Raw genomic sequence first — 15,217 nt, forward strand, 5'->3', positions numbered from 1 at the left:
CGCGCAATTATCGTCACCCCGGGCTTGATCCGGGGTCCCGCTGCCTGTCTGGTGCGGAGGAAGAAGTGAGATCCTGGGTCAAGCCCGGGATGACGCCGGAACGTTAGCGACGATAGGTGAGCGGCGCGTGGTCTGCTCCGTGCGCGGCCAGCAGATCCATCCGCTGGCGGGCATTGTCGGTGAGTACGTTGGTGCGAACGCGGGCCGCATCGATGATCGGCATCAGGCTGTTCAGCTTTTCACGGACCGCAGGCTCATCGCGCCATGCGCCCTGCGCGCGGACTTGCGCCGTTGCTTCGCGAACGCGGGCTGTCGCTGCATCCACCTGCGCCATGTCATCGCCATCGAGCGCATTGCGCAGATCGGCAAAGGCTTCGCGCAGGGCATCGAGGGCGGACAAGGTCATGGCTTTCGTCAGTCCTGCGGAAGATCGAGATCGAGCATTTTCTGCGCGATGGCTTCGGCATCCACGGGATAGTTGCCCGAGGCGATGGCGGCCTTGATCGCGGCGATCTTGTCCGTATCGACCGGCGCACCTTGTGCAGCCATGCGCGCTGCCGGGCTGGGCGACAGGCCTGCGGTCTGTGCGCTGGAACCCGGCACGCTGCCCTTCGGCGCGCTCTTGCCGCTTTCGCGCAGCTTGGAAGTGTCAATGGCGGAGCCAAGCCCCAATCCAATGGAATTAATCATGGTCACGTCCTTCTTGCGTCCGGGCCATTGCAGACCCCGAAGACATACTGGTCGCTGTTATAAACGGCACCATCTAGTTTTCCTTAAATCCCGGAATACGCACCATGCCCATTTCCACGACCTGAGCCAGTACCGGCGGGGCTTTTTTATCTTCGCCGCGCACCCGGATCATGCCGCCAATGGGGCCATCCTCGTCCGCCACCATCAGGCGCGTGACGCTGAAAGCTGCGCCGCCCGCCACCAGTTGCACGGGATCGCCGCGCTTTACGACGATTTCTTGTGACGGCGCAGGCGCGCGTTGCGGAGCGGCCCGCTGGGTAGGAACGGTGACGTTCGCCTGCACCCCGCCATTGGCCAGAGGCACGCGAATGCGCCATCCGACTGCATCGCATTTGACGATTGCCGCCCCGAAAACCGGGCCGTCTATGCTGGGCGTGCCGGGGCAAGGGATCAGTTTGAGACGACGGTCGATCGGCGCGACGGGGCCGCCGGGCTCGCCCAGATTGGCGCCCACGGTCATCGCGACCAGGCTGTCCAGCCGGTCCAGATTTTCAAACTTTTGCTGTGCCGCCGCCGGGCTGGATACAGCCAAAGCCACCGCCAAAATCGAAATACCACGCAAAACTTGTCTCCTGACATTCATTGCGTACATATAAGCAATAACTGTGCCAGCCGACGATCAGGGCGTTTTGGCAGGACCGGGAGCGATGCGAATGACTTGCCCCTGCCCGCCATCCATGCGTTGATCGAGCCCCCGGATTATCAGGGATTTTTCGCTGATGCCGCTATCCTTGAGGGCGCGGGCGACAGCGCCCAGCCGCGCCGCAGCGAGATCCCAGCTATCGAAGCGTTCCGTGGCCTTGTCCTGTCCCGACGATGCCAGTTCGACCGCACCGCCGCGTGTCACGAAACGTGCCGCAGACGCGCGAATCTTGCGCAGGCCCGCGTCGGTGAGAATGGCTTCGCCCGGAACGAACAGCGCGGAGGCGCGCCACTCGTCAGCCTTGACCATCGGTCGCGCCCCGAATTGCGCGCCGACGCCCGACAGCACCTGCGCACTGCGGGTGCCGCTTGCCTGCAGAAGCACGAAAAATCCCAGCAAAAGCAAAGCGAGATCGGCAAAGCTGATCGCCCAGCGGGCGCTGCGCGCGCGGTTCATGCGACTTCGCGGATCGACGCCCGACGCACCGGCGCATGTTCACGGCGGGCCACCACCAGCATCCGATCGCACAGCGCCCGCTGCCACGCGAGTTCGCGCATCGAAAGATCGGCAAGGCGTCCGGCAATCGGTGCCGCGATCAGGTTGGCTATGACCACGCCATACAGCGTCGTTAGCAGCGCCAGCGCCATCGAAGGGCCGATGGCCGCCGGATCGTTCATCGCGCCGAACATGCCGATCAGGCCGATTATGGTCCCGGCCATACCCAGCGCAGGGGCCGTATCGGCAATCGACAGCCACATGTTGTGGACGGTGCGATGGCGTTCTTCGCGGTCGGCAAGCTGCTGCTCTGCCCAGATTTCGAACTGATCGATGCGTTCGCTGTGCGAAAGCTTGCGGACCGCCTCTCCCAGAAAGGGATGCGCGGTACGCATACGGTCTGTGCAGACGCGATCGGTGCAGGCAAGCCCGCGCAGTTGGGCCAGGTGATCGACCTGCAGCATCGCCGCGCGGGCGGCATCGCGATCCCGGTCGGGCTTAGCGGTCAGAAGCGGGTGCAAGGCGCGGAACCCGCGCGCAAATGCGGCCGGTCCGTTCTGCAGCATGGCAATCGCCAGTACGCCGGAAATCATCAGCGCCAGCGTCAGCGGGTCAAGGATATGCGTCAAAAAGCCCATCGTGCCGTCCCCTTAGTCCAACCCTGCCACACACAGGGTTAAGCAACGGCAAATGCGCGCCGCCGAGCGGCAAAAAATTGCCGCCCTTGCCGCCCTGCCCCGGCAAACCCGCAGAAATGCGTGATCCGACAGCGGCAGACGGTTCCCCACCGTGAATTGGCACGGCCTTTGCAGATATGTGACGGGATAGGCCCGCCATCATGCTCCACAGGGACAAGGACGGCAGGCCGAACACGAACTTTAATGGGGACGAGCAGAAAAATGAGTGTGGAAGACAGTCTGTTTGGAGTGCATGGGAAAGCGCTTGCGCTGCGCTCGCAGCGTCTGAGCCTGCTCGCCTCCAACATCGCGAATGCGTCGACGCCCAATTACAAGGCGCGCGATATCGATTTCGAAGCGGCGTTGAAAACCGCGACCGACGCAGGCCAAAGCGCAAGCAACGCCGCCAAGGGCGCGATGGGATATCGCGTACCGCTGCAGCCCAGCATGGACGGCAACACCGTCGAGCTTTCGACCGAGCAGACTCTGTTTGCCGAGAACGCCGTCAAGTACCGCACCACGCTGTCCTTTCTGGAAGGGCGCATCGGCACCATCAACCGCGCGCTTCGGGGAGAATGACGATGGCCGGCGAACCCATGAACGTCTTCGACATTGCCGGTCGGGCCATGTCTGCCCAGCTCGTCCGCCTGAATGCGACAGCATCCAACATGGCGAACGCAGGCAATGTGACCGGTAGCGAGAAGACCGCCTATCGCGCGATCCGCCCGGTCTTTTCCTCGGACACGGAAAAGCCCGGCGTTTCGACCGTGCGCGTGGACAAGGTGGTGACGACCGATGCCAAGCCATCGAAGCGCCACGACCCCAATCACCCCCTCGCGGACGCCAATGGCGACGTGTGGGAAGCCGCCGTCGATAGCAGTGCCGAACTGGTCGACATGCTGGAGTCGGCGCGGATGTATCAGAACAACGTGCAGGTCCTTCAGACCGCAAAGTCCCTCATGCTGGAAACCATAAGGATGGGCAAATGACCGCAGCCGTAGTCGATAAAGCAGGCCTGACGACGCAGCAGGCCACCGCCACGAAAGCCGCCACGCAATCGCAGATGGGCCAGGCCGACTTTCTGCGCCTGCTGACGGCGCAGATGCAGACGCAGGACCCGTTCGAGCCGATGGATAACAGCCAGATGGTCGCGCAGATGGCGACGATCACCAATTCCAGCGGCATCGCGGAAATGAATGTGTCGCTGCGCGAGATCAAGGATCAACTGAGCGGCTCGCGCCTTGGCGATGCGGCAAGCTGGATCGGGAAGTCGATGCTGGTGAAGAGCAATCTCGCCGCGCCGGACGTCGCCGGACAATATGCCGGGCAGATGACCCTGAAAGCCGCGACGGAATCGCTGAGCGTCGATCTGGTCGATGGCACGGGCAAGGTCGTCAAGACGCTCGACCTGGGCGCGCATGAAGCCGGCGACGTGTCCTTCTATTGGGATGGCAAGGATGCCGACGGCAAAAATATCGGCACGCAGACGCTGCAGGTCAAAGTGCGCGGCGCAACGCCGACGCAGGTCGCAACCTGGGCCAGCATCGCCGCAGTCCAGTCACCCGCCGATGGCACGACATCGAAACTCATCACGCCGCTTGGCACCTTCAACCCGTCCGACGCCCTGAAGCTCGGCTGAACGCAATTTCTAAGGAGTAACAATCATGTCCTTCTACACTTCGCTTTCCGGCCTCAAAGCTTCGCAGGCTGACCTTTCGACGATCTCCAACAACGTCGCGAACGTCAACACGACGGCGTTCAAGAAGAGCAAAACAAGCTTTGGCGACATCTTCGCTTCCGCCCCGACGCAGAACACGCGCCAGATCGCCGGTCAGGGCGTCCGCGTGCTGGGCATCAACCAGCAGTTCGTGCAGGGCACCATCGAAACCACCGACAAGACACTCGATCTGGCAGTAACCGGCGAAGGCTTCTTCACGGTGAAGACGCTGGGCACGGGTGGCACGACCGCCTATACCCGCAACGGCGCATTCACGATGGACAAGAGCCGCTTCGTGGTCGACACGACCGGCGCACGCCTGCAGGTCTTGCCAGTCGATCCGGCAACGGGCGCGATTACCGGCACGGCGCTCACCGACCTGCAGATTCCTTCGGTCAAGCCCAGCACGACCATCGAACTGGCCAGCGTCTCGATTTCCGAAAAGGGCGTTATTGCCGCGACCTACGCTGACGGCACCACCGAAGCGATCGGATCGATCGCGATGGCCAACTTCGCCAGCCAGGACGGCCTTCGCCAGAAGGGCGACGCCCATTGGGAAGCGTCGATTAACAGCGGCAACGCGATTTACGGGGGTGCCGGGCAAGGCATGTTCGGGTCGGTACGCTCCGGCGCGCTGGAACGATCCAATGTCGACATCACCGAGGAACTGGTCGGCCTGATCTCCGCACAGCGCAATTTTCAGGCCAACGCCAAGGCCATCGAAACGAGCACGGCGATCACCCAGACCATCGTCAACCTGCGTACCTAAGACCGCACAGCCCACTGAGGATCGATCATGGATCGCCTGGTTCACACTTCGCTTACGGCAATGCGCGGCGCAATGGCGCGGCAGACAGCGATCGCCAACAATCTGGCGAACGCCAACACTGTCGGCTTTCGCGGCGAAATCGCCAATGCGTCGACGCAATATATCGACGGCCAAACCTTCAAGACCCGCGCACAGCAGGCCGAGCAGGTGGTCGCCGCCGATATGAACCAGGGCGCCGTGACCGCCACGGGCAATCCGCTGGACGTCGCCATGAACGGCGATAGCTGGCTGGCAGTGCAGGCGACCGACGGCAGCGAAGCCTATACCCGGCGCGGCGATCTCAAACTGAGTGAAAGCGGCTTGCTGACCACCGGCGACGGCAATCCGGTCATTGGCGAAGGCGGGCCGATCACTTTGCCCGCCGCCGACAGCATCACCATCGCCAAGGATGGCAGCATCTGGATCGTCCCGCAGGGCGGCGAAGCCAGCCAGCCGCAACGAGTCGATGCACTCAAGCTCGCCAGCGCGCAGGGCATGAGCGTCAAAAAGGGTCTGGACGGCCTGTTCCGCGAAACCAATGGCGGCATCCTGCCGCAGGATGCGCTGGGCAGCGTCACGTCGGGATCGGTCGAAGGATCGAACGTGAATGCGACGCAGGCTCTGGTCCAGATGATCGAAGCCAGCCGCGCCTGGGAAACCCAGATCAAGATGATCACCACCGCCAAGGAAATCGACGACGGCGGCGCATCTCTCATGCGCCTTGATGCCTGATCGAACTTAGGAAGGATTGAACGATGAGCAACGCCGCCCTCCACGTCGCCCGCACTGGCCTCGACGCGCAGAACACCAAGATGCGCGTGATCGCCAATAACCTGGCGAACGTGAACACCACCGGGTTCAAGCGCGACCGCGCGGATTTCGAAACGCTGGCCTATCAGCAGATGATCGCGGCGGGGTCCGCATCGGACAGCGAGAACAAATATGCCACTGGCCTGTCGCTCGGGTCGGGTGTGGCGCTGACCGGCACCAGCAAGATCGACACGCAGGGCACGCTCAACCAGACCGGCAACGCACTGGATATCGCCATCGAAGGCGCTGGCTATTTCCAGTTGCAGAAGCCCGACGGCACCATCGCCTACAGCCGGGCAGGCAATTTCAGCCTGACAGCGGAAGGCACGGTCGTCAGTTCCGAAGGCCTGCCGCTGATCCCGCAGATCCAGATTCCCGAAGGCGCCACGAATGTCAGCATCGGCAATGACGGCACCGTATCGGCCACCATTCAGGGCGAAGCGGCCGCGACCGAAGTCGGCAAGATCGAAACCGCGCGCTTCGTCAATCCCGCAGGGTTGCAGTCGATTGGCGCGAACCTGCTGGTCGAGACGGCCGCTTCCGGCACGCCGCAGGTCGGTGTTCCGGGGCTGGAAGGCCGCGGATCGGTCCGCTCCGGCTCGCTGGAAGGATCGAACGTCAATGTCGTCGAGGAGCTGGTCGACATGATCGAGACGCAGCGTGCCTATGAAGTCAATTCCAAGATGATCAAGGCGACCGACGAAATGCTGCAATATGTGAACCAGCAACTGTGAGGATGATGACCGCCATGCGTCCCGTTCTTACACCGCTGGCCATCGTCGCCGTCGCGCTGATCGCGCAGCCCGCCGACGCACGGCGCAAGGTCGAAAAGGTCGTCTATGCGCCGACCTATTCGGAGCCTGCGCCGGTGCCTGCGCAGCCCAATGGATCGATATTCCAGATCGCATCGGGCTATTCCCCGCTCACCAGCGGCGCGCGTGCCTCCACCATCGGCGATATCATCACGATCACCCTCGTCGAACGGACGCAGGCGACCAAGAGCAACAGCGCCGATACCAGCCGCAATGGCTCCATCGGTCTGACGCCGCCGACGACCGGCCCGTTCTCACTGTTCAACCCCAGCGACGTGAGCGCCGGTGGGAACAACGCATTCAAGGGCAGCGGCACGGCCGCGCAGTCCAATGCGCTGTCGGGGGAAATCACGGTTACGATTGCCAAGGTCTATCCCAATGGCACCATGCTGGTGCGTGGGGAAAAGGCGCTAACGCTCAATCGCGGCGACGAGTTCATCCAGATTTCCGGGCTGATCCGTCAGGCCGATGTCAGCCCCGACAACCGTGTGCTTTCGACGCGCGTTGCCGATGCCAAGATCATTTACACGGGCAAGGGTGAAATCGCCCGCGCCAGCCGTCAGGGCTGGTTGCAGCGGTTCTTCACCATGCTCAGCCCCTTTTGATGCGGAAAGCCATAGCCATGAGCCCGACATCCTCCTTCGCGATCAAGATCGTCAGCGTTGCCGTCTGGCTGCTGGCGGCCATCGCGTTCCTGCCGCCTGCCCATGCGGAGCGGATCAAGGATCTGGGCACGTTCCAGGGGGTCCGGCCCAACCAGCTTACCGGCTATGGCATCGTCGTGGGCCTTGCAGGCACGGGCGACGACAGCCTGAATTATTCGACCGAAGGCATGAAGGGCATCGCTGCCCGCTTCGGCCTGACCCTGCCGCAGGGCGTGAACCCCGCGTTGAAAAACGCAGCGGCTGTGCTGATCACCGCCGACCTTCCGGCATTTGCGAAGCCGGGTCAGCGTCTGGACGTGACCGTGTCCGCGATGGGCAAGGCGAAGTCGCTGCGCGGCGGTACGCTGATCCTCTCGCCATTGCGCGGTGCGGATGGACAGATTTACGCGATGGCGCAGGGTAACCTTGCCGTTGGCGGTCTGGGCGTATCCGGTGCCGATGGCAGTCAGGTGTCGGTCAACATCCCCTCCGCCGGTCGCATTCCGGGCGGCGCGACCATCGAACAGGCCGTCGCCACCGGGTTCGACACGACCCCTACCCTCACCTTCAATCTGGCCGAAGCTGACCTTACCACCGCATTGCGTGTCGCAGACGGCATCAACCGCGCCTTTGGCGACCGCCGTGCGCGCGCCATGGATGCGGTGTCGGTCACCATCGACGCCGAACAGGGTGCCGAACAGCGCATCCTGATGATGGGAATGATCGAGAATATCGAAGTAAAGCCTGCCGAGGCTCCCGCCAAGGTGATCGTCAACGCACGTACCGGCACGGTTGTCATCAACGGCGCGGTCCGGATCGCCCCTGCCGCCGTCGCGCATGGCAAACTGACCGTCAGCGTCAAGGAAACCCCGACCGTCGTGCAGCCCGCGCCTTTCTCTCAGGGGCAGACCGCCACCGAGCAGAACAGCGCGATCAGCATCGAGGAAGAGAAGCGCCCGGTAATAGATTTTAAAGGTGGCGCGTCTTTGGCCGATATAATCAAAGCCGTGAATGCCATCGGCGCTTCCCCGTCCGACCTTGTCGAGATTTTGGAAGCGCTCAAGCAAGCCGGCGCGATGAAAGCAGAATTGGTGGTGCTGTAATGACGCAAGTTGCAATGACGACGACCGCGACCGGCACCAGCCAGACGGCTGCGCAACCGAGCGCGCAGTTGCAGAAAACGGCCAAGGCCTTCGAAGCCATTTTCCTGCGGCAGATGATCGCCACCATGCGGTCGTCGAGCCTGGGCGAAGGGCTGACCGACAGCGACGCAACCGCGCAATTTCGCGATATGTCGGACTCGCGCACCGCCGATAACATGGCGGAGACGGGACGCTTCGGCATCGCGGAGCTGCTGATAAAGCAGCTTGGCGCGAAGATGGCGACCGATCCCAATGCAAAACCCGTTGCTGAAGAGCCGCCGAAATGAGCGGCGACCTTTTCGTCATCGGCGCGTCGGGCACCAAAGCCTATCGCACCATGCTGGGCGCGATATCGGAGAATATCTCCAACGCGAATACGCCCAATTACAATCGGCGATCCATTACGACGCGGGAATCCCTCGCATCGGCATCGACCATGCTGATCTATGCGCCGCAGACGAATTTCGGCGGTGTCGACGTGTTGCGCGTCAACCGCGACAACGACCCCTATCTGGATGCCACGGTCCGTCTGACCGGTACGGCGCTGGGCAGTGCGACATCGCGTCTGCGCTGGCTGAGCGACATGGAAACCGCGCTGGATGACAGCGACACCGGCGTCGGACATCTGCTGTCGGACATGTTCGGCGGCGTTGAAAAGCTGGCCGCCAATCCCGCCGACAGATCGTTACGCACGACCCTGATCTATGGGATGCAGCGCGTCGTCGATGCATTCCACCAGACGGCGGACGGCATCAAGGAAGCGCAGGCAGGCATTGCCACGGATGCCAGCAGCGACATCAACACGGTGAACAACGCGCTGGCCGAGTTGGCGCGCGTCAACATCAACTTGCTGCGTGCGCAGGACGGCACGGCCAATCACGCGCAATTGCTGGACAGTCGCGATGCTGCGCTGGCCCAGATCACGCAGCGCATGGATATCACGATATCCTTTGGCGCGAACGGCACGACCGCGCTCAGCTATGGCGGCACGACCATTTTGGACGGTGCTGTCCCCACCAACTTTGCCGTCTCGCAAAATGCCAACGGCACGCTGGCGCTGAGCGTTGCGGGTGCGGTAGTCGCATCGCCGGGGGCAGGATCGCTGGGCGGACTGTTCCAGAGCGCCGTCACTGCCAAGGACCGGCTGGCTACGATCGATACGTTGGCTCAGCAATTTGCGGCCGACATGAACAGTTGGCACAGTCAGGGTCTGACCGATGCGGGTACGGCGGGCGGTGCGTTGTTCTCGGTCGGCACCAGCGCATCCAGCCTTGCGCTGGTCATCAGCAACAGCGCGGATGTCGCGGCGAAGTCTGCGGACGGTCGGCTGAACGGCAACCTGCTCAACATTTCTTCCGTGCGCGGCACAGGAAGCGTCGAACAAGGGTGGACCGGACTGATCGCCGCCCACGCGAATATCCTGAACGCCACGACGTCGGAGCATAGCGCCGCGCAGAAGCGCGATGAACAGGCCCGCAGCGCCCGCGAAAATGTGAGCGGCGTCGATCTGGATGTCGAGGCAGCGGAATTGCTGCGTGTCCAGCAAGCCTATTCGGGGTGCGCAAAGATCATCCAGGTGGCGCGCGAAACTGTCGACGCCATTCTGTCGATAATGTGACCAAGATTTTTAAAGGGAATTATAGGCCATGGTAGCCATCACCGCACAGACGCTGGCCGACGAAATCCGCCGCCAGAAAGCGTTGTCGCAAAGCATCATGGCCGATCAGACCGCCGTGTCCAGCGGCACGCGGCTGACCAAGGCGTCGCAGGACCCGCTGGCGTGGGTGCAGGTGTCCGACCTTGCCCGTCAGCAGTCGCAGCAGGCGGCATGGTCGCACAACGTGTCCTATGCGCAATCGCGTTCGGCCAAGGCCAGTTCCAATCTTGAGGAATTGTATAACCTGTTCAATCGCGGCCAGGAATTGATGGTTACAGCCACGACCGCATCCACCAACGACAGCGGTCGGGCCGCGATCACGGCGGAGCTTAGCAATATCCGCATCGTCGCCAACGAACTGATCAACGAAACCGATTTTCAGGGCACGCCCGTGTTCGACGTCGGCACCAGCACAGCGATCCCCGTCTCGCGCGGCATCAATCTTCAGGTTGTCGGCACGCGCGAACAGGTTTCGACCGGGATCAATGTGGGCGGCACCGTCATGTCGATCGACGACATCCTGGCCAATGCCATCGCCGCTGTTTCGACCGGGACAGACGCCCAGCGCAGCGCCGCGCTCGATGGACTGCGCAAGGGTCTGGATCACGTCATCAACCAGCAGACGTCGCAGGGGGTGCGCGGTGACCGGCTGGATACGGCAAAGGATCGTCTGGTCGAAGTCAACCTGACGCTCAGCGAACGGCGTAGCGTTCTGGAAGATACGGACCTGACCGAAACGCTGGCCAGCGTTCAGTCGAAACTGACGACGTTGCAGGCCGCGCAGGCCGTGTTCGCGAAGATCAACCAGCAGACGCTGTTCGACCTGATTCGATAATATTCCGATGTGGCGGCCAACGCTAAAAAAAGCGCCGACTGCGATAATTTAATCGCACTAATCAGAATAACCTAAACCCCACGGTAACCAAACCGTCCTTACAATCAAACGGTATCGCGGTGCGCAGCCACGCGATGGGTTTCACGTGGGGAACAGCATGTTCGCAGTCATTGGTATCGTCGTTCTGGTCGGCATGGTCTTCGGGGGGTTCGCCTTTACCGGAGGCGATCTTGGCCCGGTACTGCACGCCCTTCCACACGAAATGCTCATCATCGGCGGCGCCGCCGTCGGCTCCCTTATCATCGGCAACAGCGGCGCGGACCTCAAGGCGCTGGGCGGCGGTTTCGCCAAGGTATTCAAGGGCGCAACGTACAAGAAACAGGATTTCCTCGATTGCATCTTCCTCGTCAGCAAGCTGATGAAGATGCTGCGCGTCGAAGGGCCGGTAGCGCTGGAACCGCATATCGAAGATCCCGCATCGTCCGCTGTGTTCAGTGAATATCCCCGCCTTCTGAAAGACAAGACGCTCATCCATCTGATCAGCGATACGCTGCGCCTTGTGGTCGTATCGTCCGGCACGCTTGACCCGCACGCGGTCGAGGACGTCATGGACAACACGCTCAAGACGCATCACCACGAAGCGATCAAGCCTGCCGAAAACCTGCAGGGACTTGCCGATGCGCTTCCCGCACTCGGCATCGTCGCGGCGGTTCTGGGCGTGGTCAAGACGATGGGTTCGATCGATCAGCCGCCGGCCATTCTGGGTGCGATGATCGGTTCGGCGCTCGTCGGCACGTTCCTCGGTATTTTGCTGGCTTATGGTCTGGTCGGTCCGTTCGCGACACGCTGCAAATCGGTGATCGAAGCCGATGGCGCTATCTATCATGTCGTGAAGCAAATCATCATCGCATCGCTGCACGGTCACCCGCAGCCTTTGGTCATCGAAGCCGCGCGCTCCAGCCTGACTCACGCCAACCAGCCTGCCTTCGCCGAAGTGTTCGACGGCATGCGGGGCAAATAAGCGATGGCCGCCGATAGCAAGAAGCGCGGGAACGAACCGGAACCGCGCCCGATCATCGTCAAGAAGATCATCGTGGAGGCCCATGCCGGTCACCATGGCGGCGCGTGGAAAGTCGCCTATGCCGACTTCGTAACGGCGATGATGGCGTTCTTCCTCCTTATGTGGCTGCTCGGGGCAACCACCGAAAAGCAACGCAAGGCGCTCGCCGACTATTTCACGCCGACGATGGTCACCATGAAAGCCGGGAGCGCAGGCGCGACCGGCCTGTTGGGTGGCGACAGCATCACCGGCAAGGAAAATTACCCGACGACCGGCGGCCAGGGCAATATGGCGATCACCATCCCGCGCGATGCATCCGGCACGAAGGACGAAGGCGGCAAGATGAAGCGCGCCGCCGACCGCCAGAAGTTCGAGAAGATCAAGCAGCAGATCGAACAGCGCATGGCCGCCAACAAGCTGATGGCCAAGATGCGCAAGAACATCCGCTTTACCGAGACCCACGAAGGGTTGCGGATCGACCTGATCGACGAAGCCGACTTTGCGATGTTCGCCATGGCAACCGACCGCCTGCTCCCGCAAGCACGCTCGCTGATCGGTGAAGTGTCGAAGGTGCTGCAGGACATGCCAAACGATGTCATCGTGCGGGGGCACACCGATGGTTTGCCCTATGCAACCGGGCGAACGATGAACAACTGGCTGCTATCCTCAGCTCGCGCCGAAGCGACGCGCAAGGCTTTGGCAGACTCAGGCCTCAGCAACGAACGATTTGCCAAGATCGAAGGCGTCGCCGACCGTGAGCCGTTCATCGAAGGCAATATCTACGATCCGCGCAACCGGCGCATGTCCATCGTGCTTGGCTGGTCAAAAGGTGGCCGGTCCAATGCCAGTGAACTGGCAGGCATGGATGCCGAGACGCGCGCCGCGATCCGCGAACGCGACAATCCGCAACGCAAGGCGCGGGAGGAAGCCACTGCGCTCGACATGGGCGGCACCGGGCTTCCGACCGGGGCAGTGATCGTCAATCCCAATGCGAAAGCCGGTGGCGCGAAACCCGGCAAGCATTAAGCCATCGGCAAAACGAGGCTAGCCTCCAAACCGCCGTCCGGGCGGTTGGCGAGGCGGAGCGCGCCGCCATGTTCGGCCATGATGGCGCGCACCAAGGCAAGGCCAAGGCCCGCGCCGCCGGTTTCGCGATTGCGCGATCCTTCCAGGCGGGTGAACGGCTCCATCATTTCGTCCATGCGCTCTTCCGCGATGCCCGGCCCTTCGTCGGCCACGCAAATGCGGATCGCGGCGGCATCCTGCACGACGGACACATGCGCGCGATGCCCGTACACCACTGCGTTTTCGATCAGATTGCGCAAGGCCCGGCGAATGAGTTGCGGCCGGACCGGGGCCACGGCACGCGCGCTGTCCACCATATCGACGGGCGAACCCAGTTCGATGAAATCCTCCACCACGGCATCGGCGAGAGCGGACAGATCGACCTTGATGACCGGCTCCATGCTGCGCCCCGCCCGCGCGAGCGAGAGGATGTCTTCCAGCATCCGGTTCATTTCCTCGATCGTGTCGGACATGCGCGCGCGCTCGCCTTCATCTTCGACCGATTCGGTACGGACCCGCAGCGACGCCAGCGGCGTGCGCAGATCGTGACCGATGGCGCCCAGCATCCGGTCCTTTTCATCCAGCATCGCCCGCAGGCGGGATCGCATGGCGTTGAAAGCCGTGGTCAGATCGCGGACATCGCCCGGCCCGCGCTCCTCGACCGGATCGGCCGACCCGGTCGCAGCGAACTGGCGCGCGGAGGCGGTAAGGTCTTTGAGGGGACGGGCAAGGCGGCGCCCCACCCACAATAAAGGCAGCAGGACGATCACATAGAGAATGAGAGTCTGCCCCAGCAGCCAGCCATTCAATCGCGGCATGCCCTTGCTCATCCGCGATTGCGTGGTGACCCAGCGACCGGGTTGATATTCCACGGCGATAGTCAGCAGATGGACTTCGCGCGGGCGGTGCGGCTCGATGCGGTCACGCAATCGCGACCGACGGCCCGTGCGAAGCTGCGCCACGCCTTCATAAGCTTCGACAGAAAGGACCGTGAAGCCGACATCTGCAAACATGTCGGTCGCGCGATGTTCCGCATCGACTCTGCGATGCCCGGAGAAGGCTGGCTTTGCGTCGAAGAAGGTGACGCGTCCCGGACCGTCCCGTCCACCCAGACGGCGTTCTTCCTGCCGGTCCAAACCATCGACGATGCGCGCGACGGCAGGTGCCGTGGCCGCCGTCAGCAGCATCCGGTTGCGCTCCCGCATCAGAAACGCGAAGTTGATCGCCTGCGCCACGAACAGCGCCAGCGCGACAACCAGAATGACTTGGCCGATCAGGCTTTTGGGAAGGACGCGGCGTAAAGGCTGAATCACAATTTCCGCACTTCTGCCGCCAGAGTGTAGCCGCCGCCCCACACCGTTTTGATAAGGGCGGGATTTTTCGGATCGTCCTCTATCTTCTTGCGCAGTCGGCTGATCTGATTGTCGATGGCACGGTCGAACGCATTGGCTTCGCGGCCCTGTGTGATGTCGAGTAACTGATCGCGGCTCAGCACATGATTGGGCCGCGTCACGAAGGCGAGCATCAGATTATATTCGGCGGTCGAAAGCGGGAGGGATACGCCTTCGCTGTCCACCAGTGTCCGCTCCTGCGACCGAAGGACCCAGCCGGCAAAAGCGTAGCTGGCGCCATCTGCGGTGCTGACCCGCTGACCGCCGGTGGCCACCCGCCGGAAAATCACCTTAATCCGCGCGACGAGCTCACGGGGAGAAAAGGGTTTGAGGACATAATCGTCCGCACCCATTTCCAGACCGACGATACGGTCCGTCTCCTCGGACTTCGCGGTCAGCAATATGACCGGCGTGTCGCTGGTCTCGCGGATATGGCGGCACAGACTGAGGCCGTCCTCGCCGGGCATCATGATATCCAGAATGACCAGATCGATGGCATTGGCCGCCAGCCGCATCCGCGCCTCGCTGGCATTCTCGACGGCAGTCACACGAAATCCGTTGCGCTGCAGATATTGCGCGAGCGGCTCCCGAATGGAGCGTTCATCGTCGACGAGCAGCAGATGCGGGCGTTCGTTCATGTGCGTGTCTTGTCATGGGAGGAAACGAGAAGAAAGAGCGAAGCCATGCAGAAGATATGCCCCGATGCCGGTT

Annotated in this window: 20 protein-coding genes; 13 read left to right on the forward strand and 7 right to left on the reverse strand. The window is 62.3% G+C overall.

Going from position 1 to position 15,217, the window contains the following annotated elements; genetic code table 11:
• Positions 1–103 precede the first annotated feature (103 nt).
• From QMG56_RS08145 to QMG56_RS08165, 5 genes are all read right to left on the reverse strand, one after another.
• Positions 104–406, reverse strand: a complete 303-nt coding sequence (locus QMG56_RS08145) for a hypothetical protein (protein WP_281822076.1) — start codon at positions 404–406, stop codon at positions 104–106.
• A gap of 8 nt (positions 407–414) precedes the next feature.
• Complete coding sequence (flgM, locus tag QMG56_RS08150; RefSeq protein ID WP_281822077.1) at positions 415–690, reverse strand: flagellar biosynthesis anti-sigma factor FlgM; 276 nt, start codon at positions 688–690, stop codon at positions 415–417.
• A 73-nt stretch (positions 691–763) separates the two neighbouring features.
• Entirely contained in the window at positions 764–1,312 is a 549-nt protein-coding gene (locus QMG56_RS08155; RefSeq protein ID WP_375713660.1) for a flagella basal body P-ring formation protein FlgA, read from the reverse strand.
• 57 nt (positions 1,313–1,369) lie between these two features.
• A complete protein-coding gene (locus QMG56_RS08160) occupies positions 1,370–1,849 on the reverse strand; it encodes a flagellar motor protein MotB (protein WP_281822079.1) in 480 nt (159 codons plus the stop codon).
• Positions 1,846–2,526 (reverse strand): MotA/TolQ/ExbB proton channel family protein, encoded by a 681-nt coding sequence (locus tag QMG56_RS08165; RefSeq protein WP_281822080.1) that lies wholly within the window; start codon positions 2,524–2,526, stop codon positions 1,846–1,848. Before QMG56_RS08165 ends, QMG56_RS08160 begins: the two co-directional genes overlap by 4 nt.
• 261 nt (positions 2,527–2,787) lie before the next feature.
• Here QMG56_RS08165 and flgB point away from each other — a divergent pair, with 261 nt between their 5' ends.
• The 13 genes from flgB (at position 2,788) to QMG56_RS08230 (ending at position 13,076) form a co-directional block, all read left to right on the forward strand.
• Positions 2,788–3,144, forward strand: a complete 357-nt coding sequence (flgB, locus tag QMG56_RS08170) for a flagellar basal body rod protein FlgB (RefSeq protein WP_230186968.1) — start codon at positions 2,788–2,790, stop codon at positions 3,142–3,144.
• Entirely contained in the window at positions 3,141–3,554 is a 414-nt protein-coding gene (gene flgC, locus QMG56_RS08175; protein WP_375713661.1) for a flagellar basal body rod protein FlgC, read from the forward strand. The genes flgB and flgC overlap by 4 nt, the downstream gene beginning before the upstream one ends.
• Complete coding sequence (locus QMG56_RS08180) at positions 3,551–4,204, forward strand: flagellar hook assembly protein FlgD (RefSeq protein ID WP_230186966.1); 654 nt, start codon at positions 3,551–3,553, stop codon at positions 4,202–4,204. Before flgC ends, QMG56_RS08180 begins: the two co-directional genes overlap by 4 nt.
• Before the next feature lie 25 nt (positions 4,205–4,229).
• Positions 4,230–5,051, forward strand: a complete 822-nt coding sequence (locus QMG56_RS08185) for a flagellar hook-basal body complex protein (RefSeq protein ID WP_230186965.1) — start codon at positions 4,230–4,232, stop codon at positions 5,049–5,051.
• A 27-nt stretch (positions 5,052–5,078) separates the two neighbouring features.
• Positions 5,079–5,822 carry a flagellar basal-body rod protein FlgF gene (flgF, locus tag QMG56_RS08190; RefSeq protein WP_281822081.1) on the forward strand — a complete coding sequence of 248 codons (744 nt, stop codon included), beginning with the start codon at positions 5,079–5,081 and terminating at the stop codon, positions 5,820–5,822.
• Positions 5,823–5,845: 23 nt separating this feature from the next.
• Positions 5,846–6,634 (forward strand): flagellar basal-body rod protein FlgG, encoded by a 789-nt coding sequence (flgG, locus tag QMG56_RS08195; protein WP_281822082.1) that lies wholly within the window; start codon positions 5,846–5,848, stop codon positions 6,632–6,634.
• Positions 6,635–6,648: 14 nt separating this feature from the next.
• Positions 6,649–7,317, forward strand: a complete 669-nt coding sequence (locus QMG56_RS08200) for a flagellar basal body L-ring protein FlgH (protein WP_230186962.1) — start codon at positions 6,649–6,651, stop codon at positions 7,315–7,317.
• A gap of 17 nt (positions 7,318–7,334) precedes the next feature.
• Positions 7,335–8,459, forward strand: a complete 1,125-nt coding sequence (locus QMG56_RS08205; RefSeq protein ID WP_230186961.1) for a flagellar basal body P-ring protein FlgI — start codon at positions 7,335–7,337, stop codon at positions 8,457–8,459.
• Positions 8,459–8,785 (forward strand): rod-binding protein, encoded by a 327-nt coding sequence (locus QMG56_RS08210; RefSeq protein ID WP_375713662.1) that lies wholly within the window; start codon positions 8,459–8,461, stop codon positions 8,783–8,785. Before QMG56_RS08205 ends, QMG56_RS08210 begins: the two co-directional genes overlap by 1 nt.
• The gene (gene flgK, locus QMG56_RS08215; RefSeq protein ID WP_281822083.1) at positions 8,782–10,116 is read left to right on the forward strand and encodes a flagellar hook-associated protein FlgK; all 1,335 of its coding nucleotides are present in this window, start codon (positions 8,782–8,784) and stop codon (positions 10,114–10,116) included. The genes QMG56_RS08210 and flgK overlap by 4 nt, the downstream gene beginning before the upstream one ends.
• A 28-nt stretch (positions 10,117–10,144) precedes the next feature.
• Positions 10,145–10,990, forward strand: a complete 846-nt coding sequence (locus tag QMG56_RS08220; RefSeq protein ID WP_230186959.1) for a flagellin — start codon at positions 10,145–10,147, stop codon at positions 10,988–10,990.
• A gap of 157 nt (positions 10,991–11,147) precedes the next feature.
• Complete coding sequence (gene motA / locus QMG56_RS08225; RefSeq protein WP_230186958.1) at positions 11,148–12,011, forward strand: flagellar motor stator protein MotA; 864 nt, start codon at positions 11,148–11,150, stop codon at positions 12,009–12,011.
• 3 nt (positions 12,012–12,014) lie between these two features.
• On the forward strand, positions 12,015–13,076 hold the full coding sequence (locus tag QMG56_RS08230) for a flagellar motor protein MotB (protein ID WP_230186957.1): 1,062 nt from the start codon (positions 12,015–12,017) through the stop codon (positions 13,074–13,076).
• On the opposite strand, the gene QMG56_RS08235 is transcribed toward QMG56_RS08230, so the two are convergent.
• Positions 13,073–14,428 (reverse strand): ATP-binding protein, encoded by a 1,356-nt coding sequence (locus QMG56_RS08235; RefSeq protein ID WP_230186956.1) that lies wholly within the window; start codon positions 14,426–14,428, stop codon positions 13,073–13,075. The two genes, QMG56_RS08230 and QMG56_RS08235, sit on opposite strands and share 4 nt — an antisense overlap.
• On the reverse strand, positions 14,425–15,144 hold the full coding sequence (locus QMG56_RS08240; protein ID WP_230186955.1) for a response regulator: 720 nt from the start codon (positions 15,142–15,144) through the stop codon (positions 14,425–14,427). Before QMG56_RS08240 ends, QMG56_RS08235 begins: the two co-directional genes overlap by 4 nt.
• Between the last annotated feature and the right edge of the window lie 73 nt (positions 15,145–15,217).

The organism is Sphingobium sp. BS19, from assembly GCF_027925545.1.
Taxonomy (GTDB): domain Bacteria; phylum Pseudomonadota; class Alphaproteobacteria; order Sphingomonadales; family Sphingomonadaceae; genus Sphingobium.

What these genes read in the sequence shown, in the direction of transcription:
- QMG56_RS08180 (WP_230186966.1), top strand. Translation starts at nt 3,551, where the DNA reads ATGACCGCAGCCGTAGTCGATAAAGCAGGCCTGACGACGCAGCAGGCC.
- QMG56_RS08160 (WP_281822079.1), bottom strand. Translation starts at nt 1,849, where the DNA reads ATGAACCGCGCGCGCAGCGCCCGCTGGGCGATCAGCTTTGCCGATCTC.
- QMG56_RS08165 (WP_281822080.1), bottom strand. Translation starts at nt 2,526, where the DNA reads ATGGGCTTTTTGACGCATATCCTTGACCCGCTGACGCTGGCGCTGATG.
- QMG56_RS08210 (WP_375713662.1), top strand. Translation starts at nt 8,459, where the DNA reads ATGACGCAAGTTGCAATGACGACGACCGCGACCGGCACCAGCCAGACG.
- flgF (WP_281822081.1), top strand. Translation starts at nt 5,079, where the DNA reads ATGGATCGCCTGGTTCACACTTCGCTTACGGCAATGCGCGGCGCAATG.
- QMG56_RS08240 (WP_230186955.1), bottom strand. Translation starts at nt 15,144, where the DNA reads ATGAACGAACGCCCGCATCTGCTGCTCGTCGACGATGAACGCTCCATT.
- QMG56_RS08220 (WP_230186959.1), top strand. Translation starts at nt 10,145, where the DNA reads ATGGTAGCCATCACCGCACAGACGCTGGCCGACGAAATCCGCCGCCAG.
- motA (WP_230186958.1), top strand. Translation starts at nt 11,148, where the DNA reads ATGTTCGCAGTCATTGGTATCGTCGTTCTGGTCGGCATGGTCTTCGGG.
- QMG56_RS08200 (WP_230186962.1), top strand. Translation starts at nt 6,649, where the DNA reads ATGCGTCCCGTTCTTACACCGCTGGCCATCGTCGCCGTCGCGCTGATC.
- QMG56_RS08205 (WP_230186961.1), top strand. Translation starts at nt 7,335, where the DNA reads ATGAGCCCGACATCCTCCTTCGCGATCAAGATCGTCAGCGTTGCCGTC.
- QMG56_RS08230 (WP_230186957.1), top strand. Translation starts at nt 12,015, where the DNA reads ATGGCCGCCGATAGCAAGAAGCGCGGGAACGAACCGGAACCGCGCCCG.
- flgC (WP_375713661.1), top strand. Translation starts at nt 3,141, where the DNA reads ATGACGATGGCCGGCGAACCCATGAACGTCTTCGACATTGCCGGTCGG.
- flgM (WP_281822077.1), bottom strand. Translation starts at nt 690, where the DNA reads ATGATTAATTCCATTGGATTGGGGCTTGGCTCCGCCATTGACACTTCC.
- QMG56_RS08145 (WP_281822076.1), bottom strand. Translation starts at nt 406, where the DNA reads ATGACCTTGTCCGCCCTCGATGCCCTGCGCGAAGCCTTTGCCGATCTG.
- QMG56_RS08185 (WP_230186965.1), top strand. Translation starts at nt 4,230, where the DNA reads ATGTCCTTCTACACTTCGCTTTCCGGCCTCAAAGCTTCGCAGGCTGAC.
- flgG (WP_281822082.1), top strand. Translation starts at nt 5,846, where the DNA reads ATGAGCAACGCCGCCCTCCACGTCGCCCGCACTGGCCTCGACGCGCAG.
- flgK (WP_281822083.1), top strand. Translation starts at nt 8,782, where the DNA reads ATGAGCGGCGACCTTTTCGTCATCGGCGCGTCGGGCACCAAAGCCTAT.
- flgB (WP_230186968.1), top strand. Translation starts at nt 2,788, where the DNA reads ATGAGTGTGGAAGACAGTCTGTTTGGAGTGCATGGGAAAGCGCTTGCG.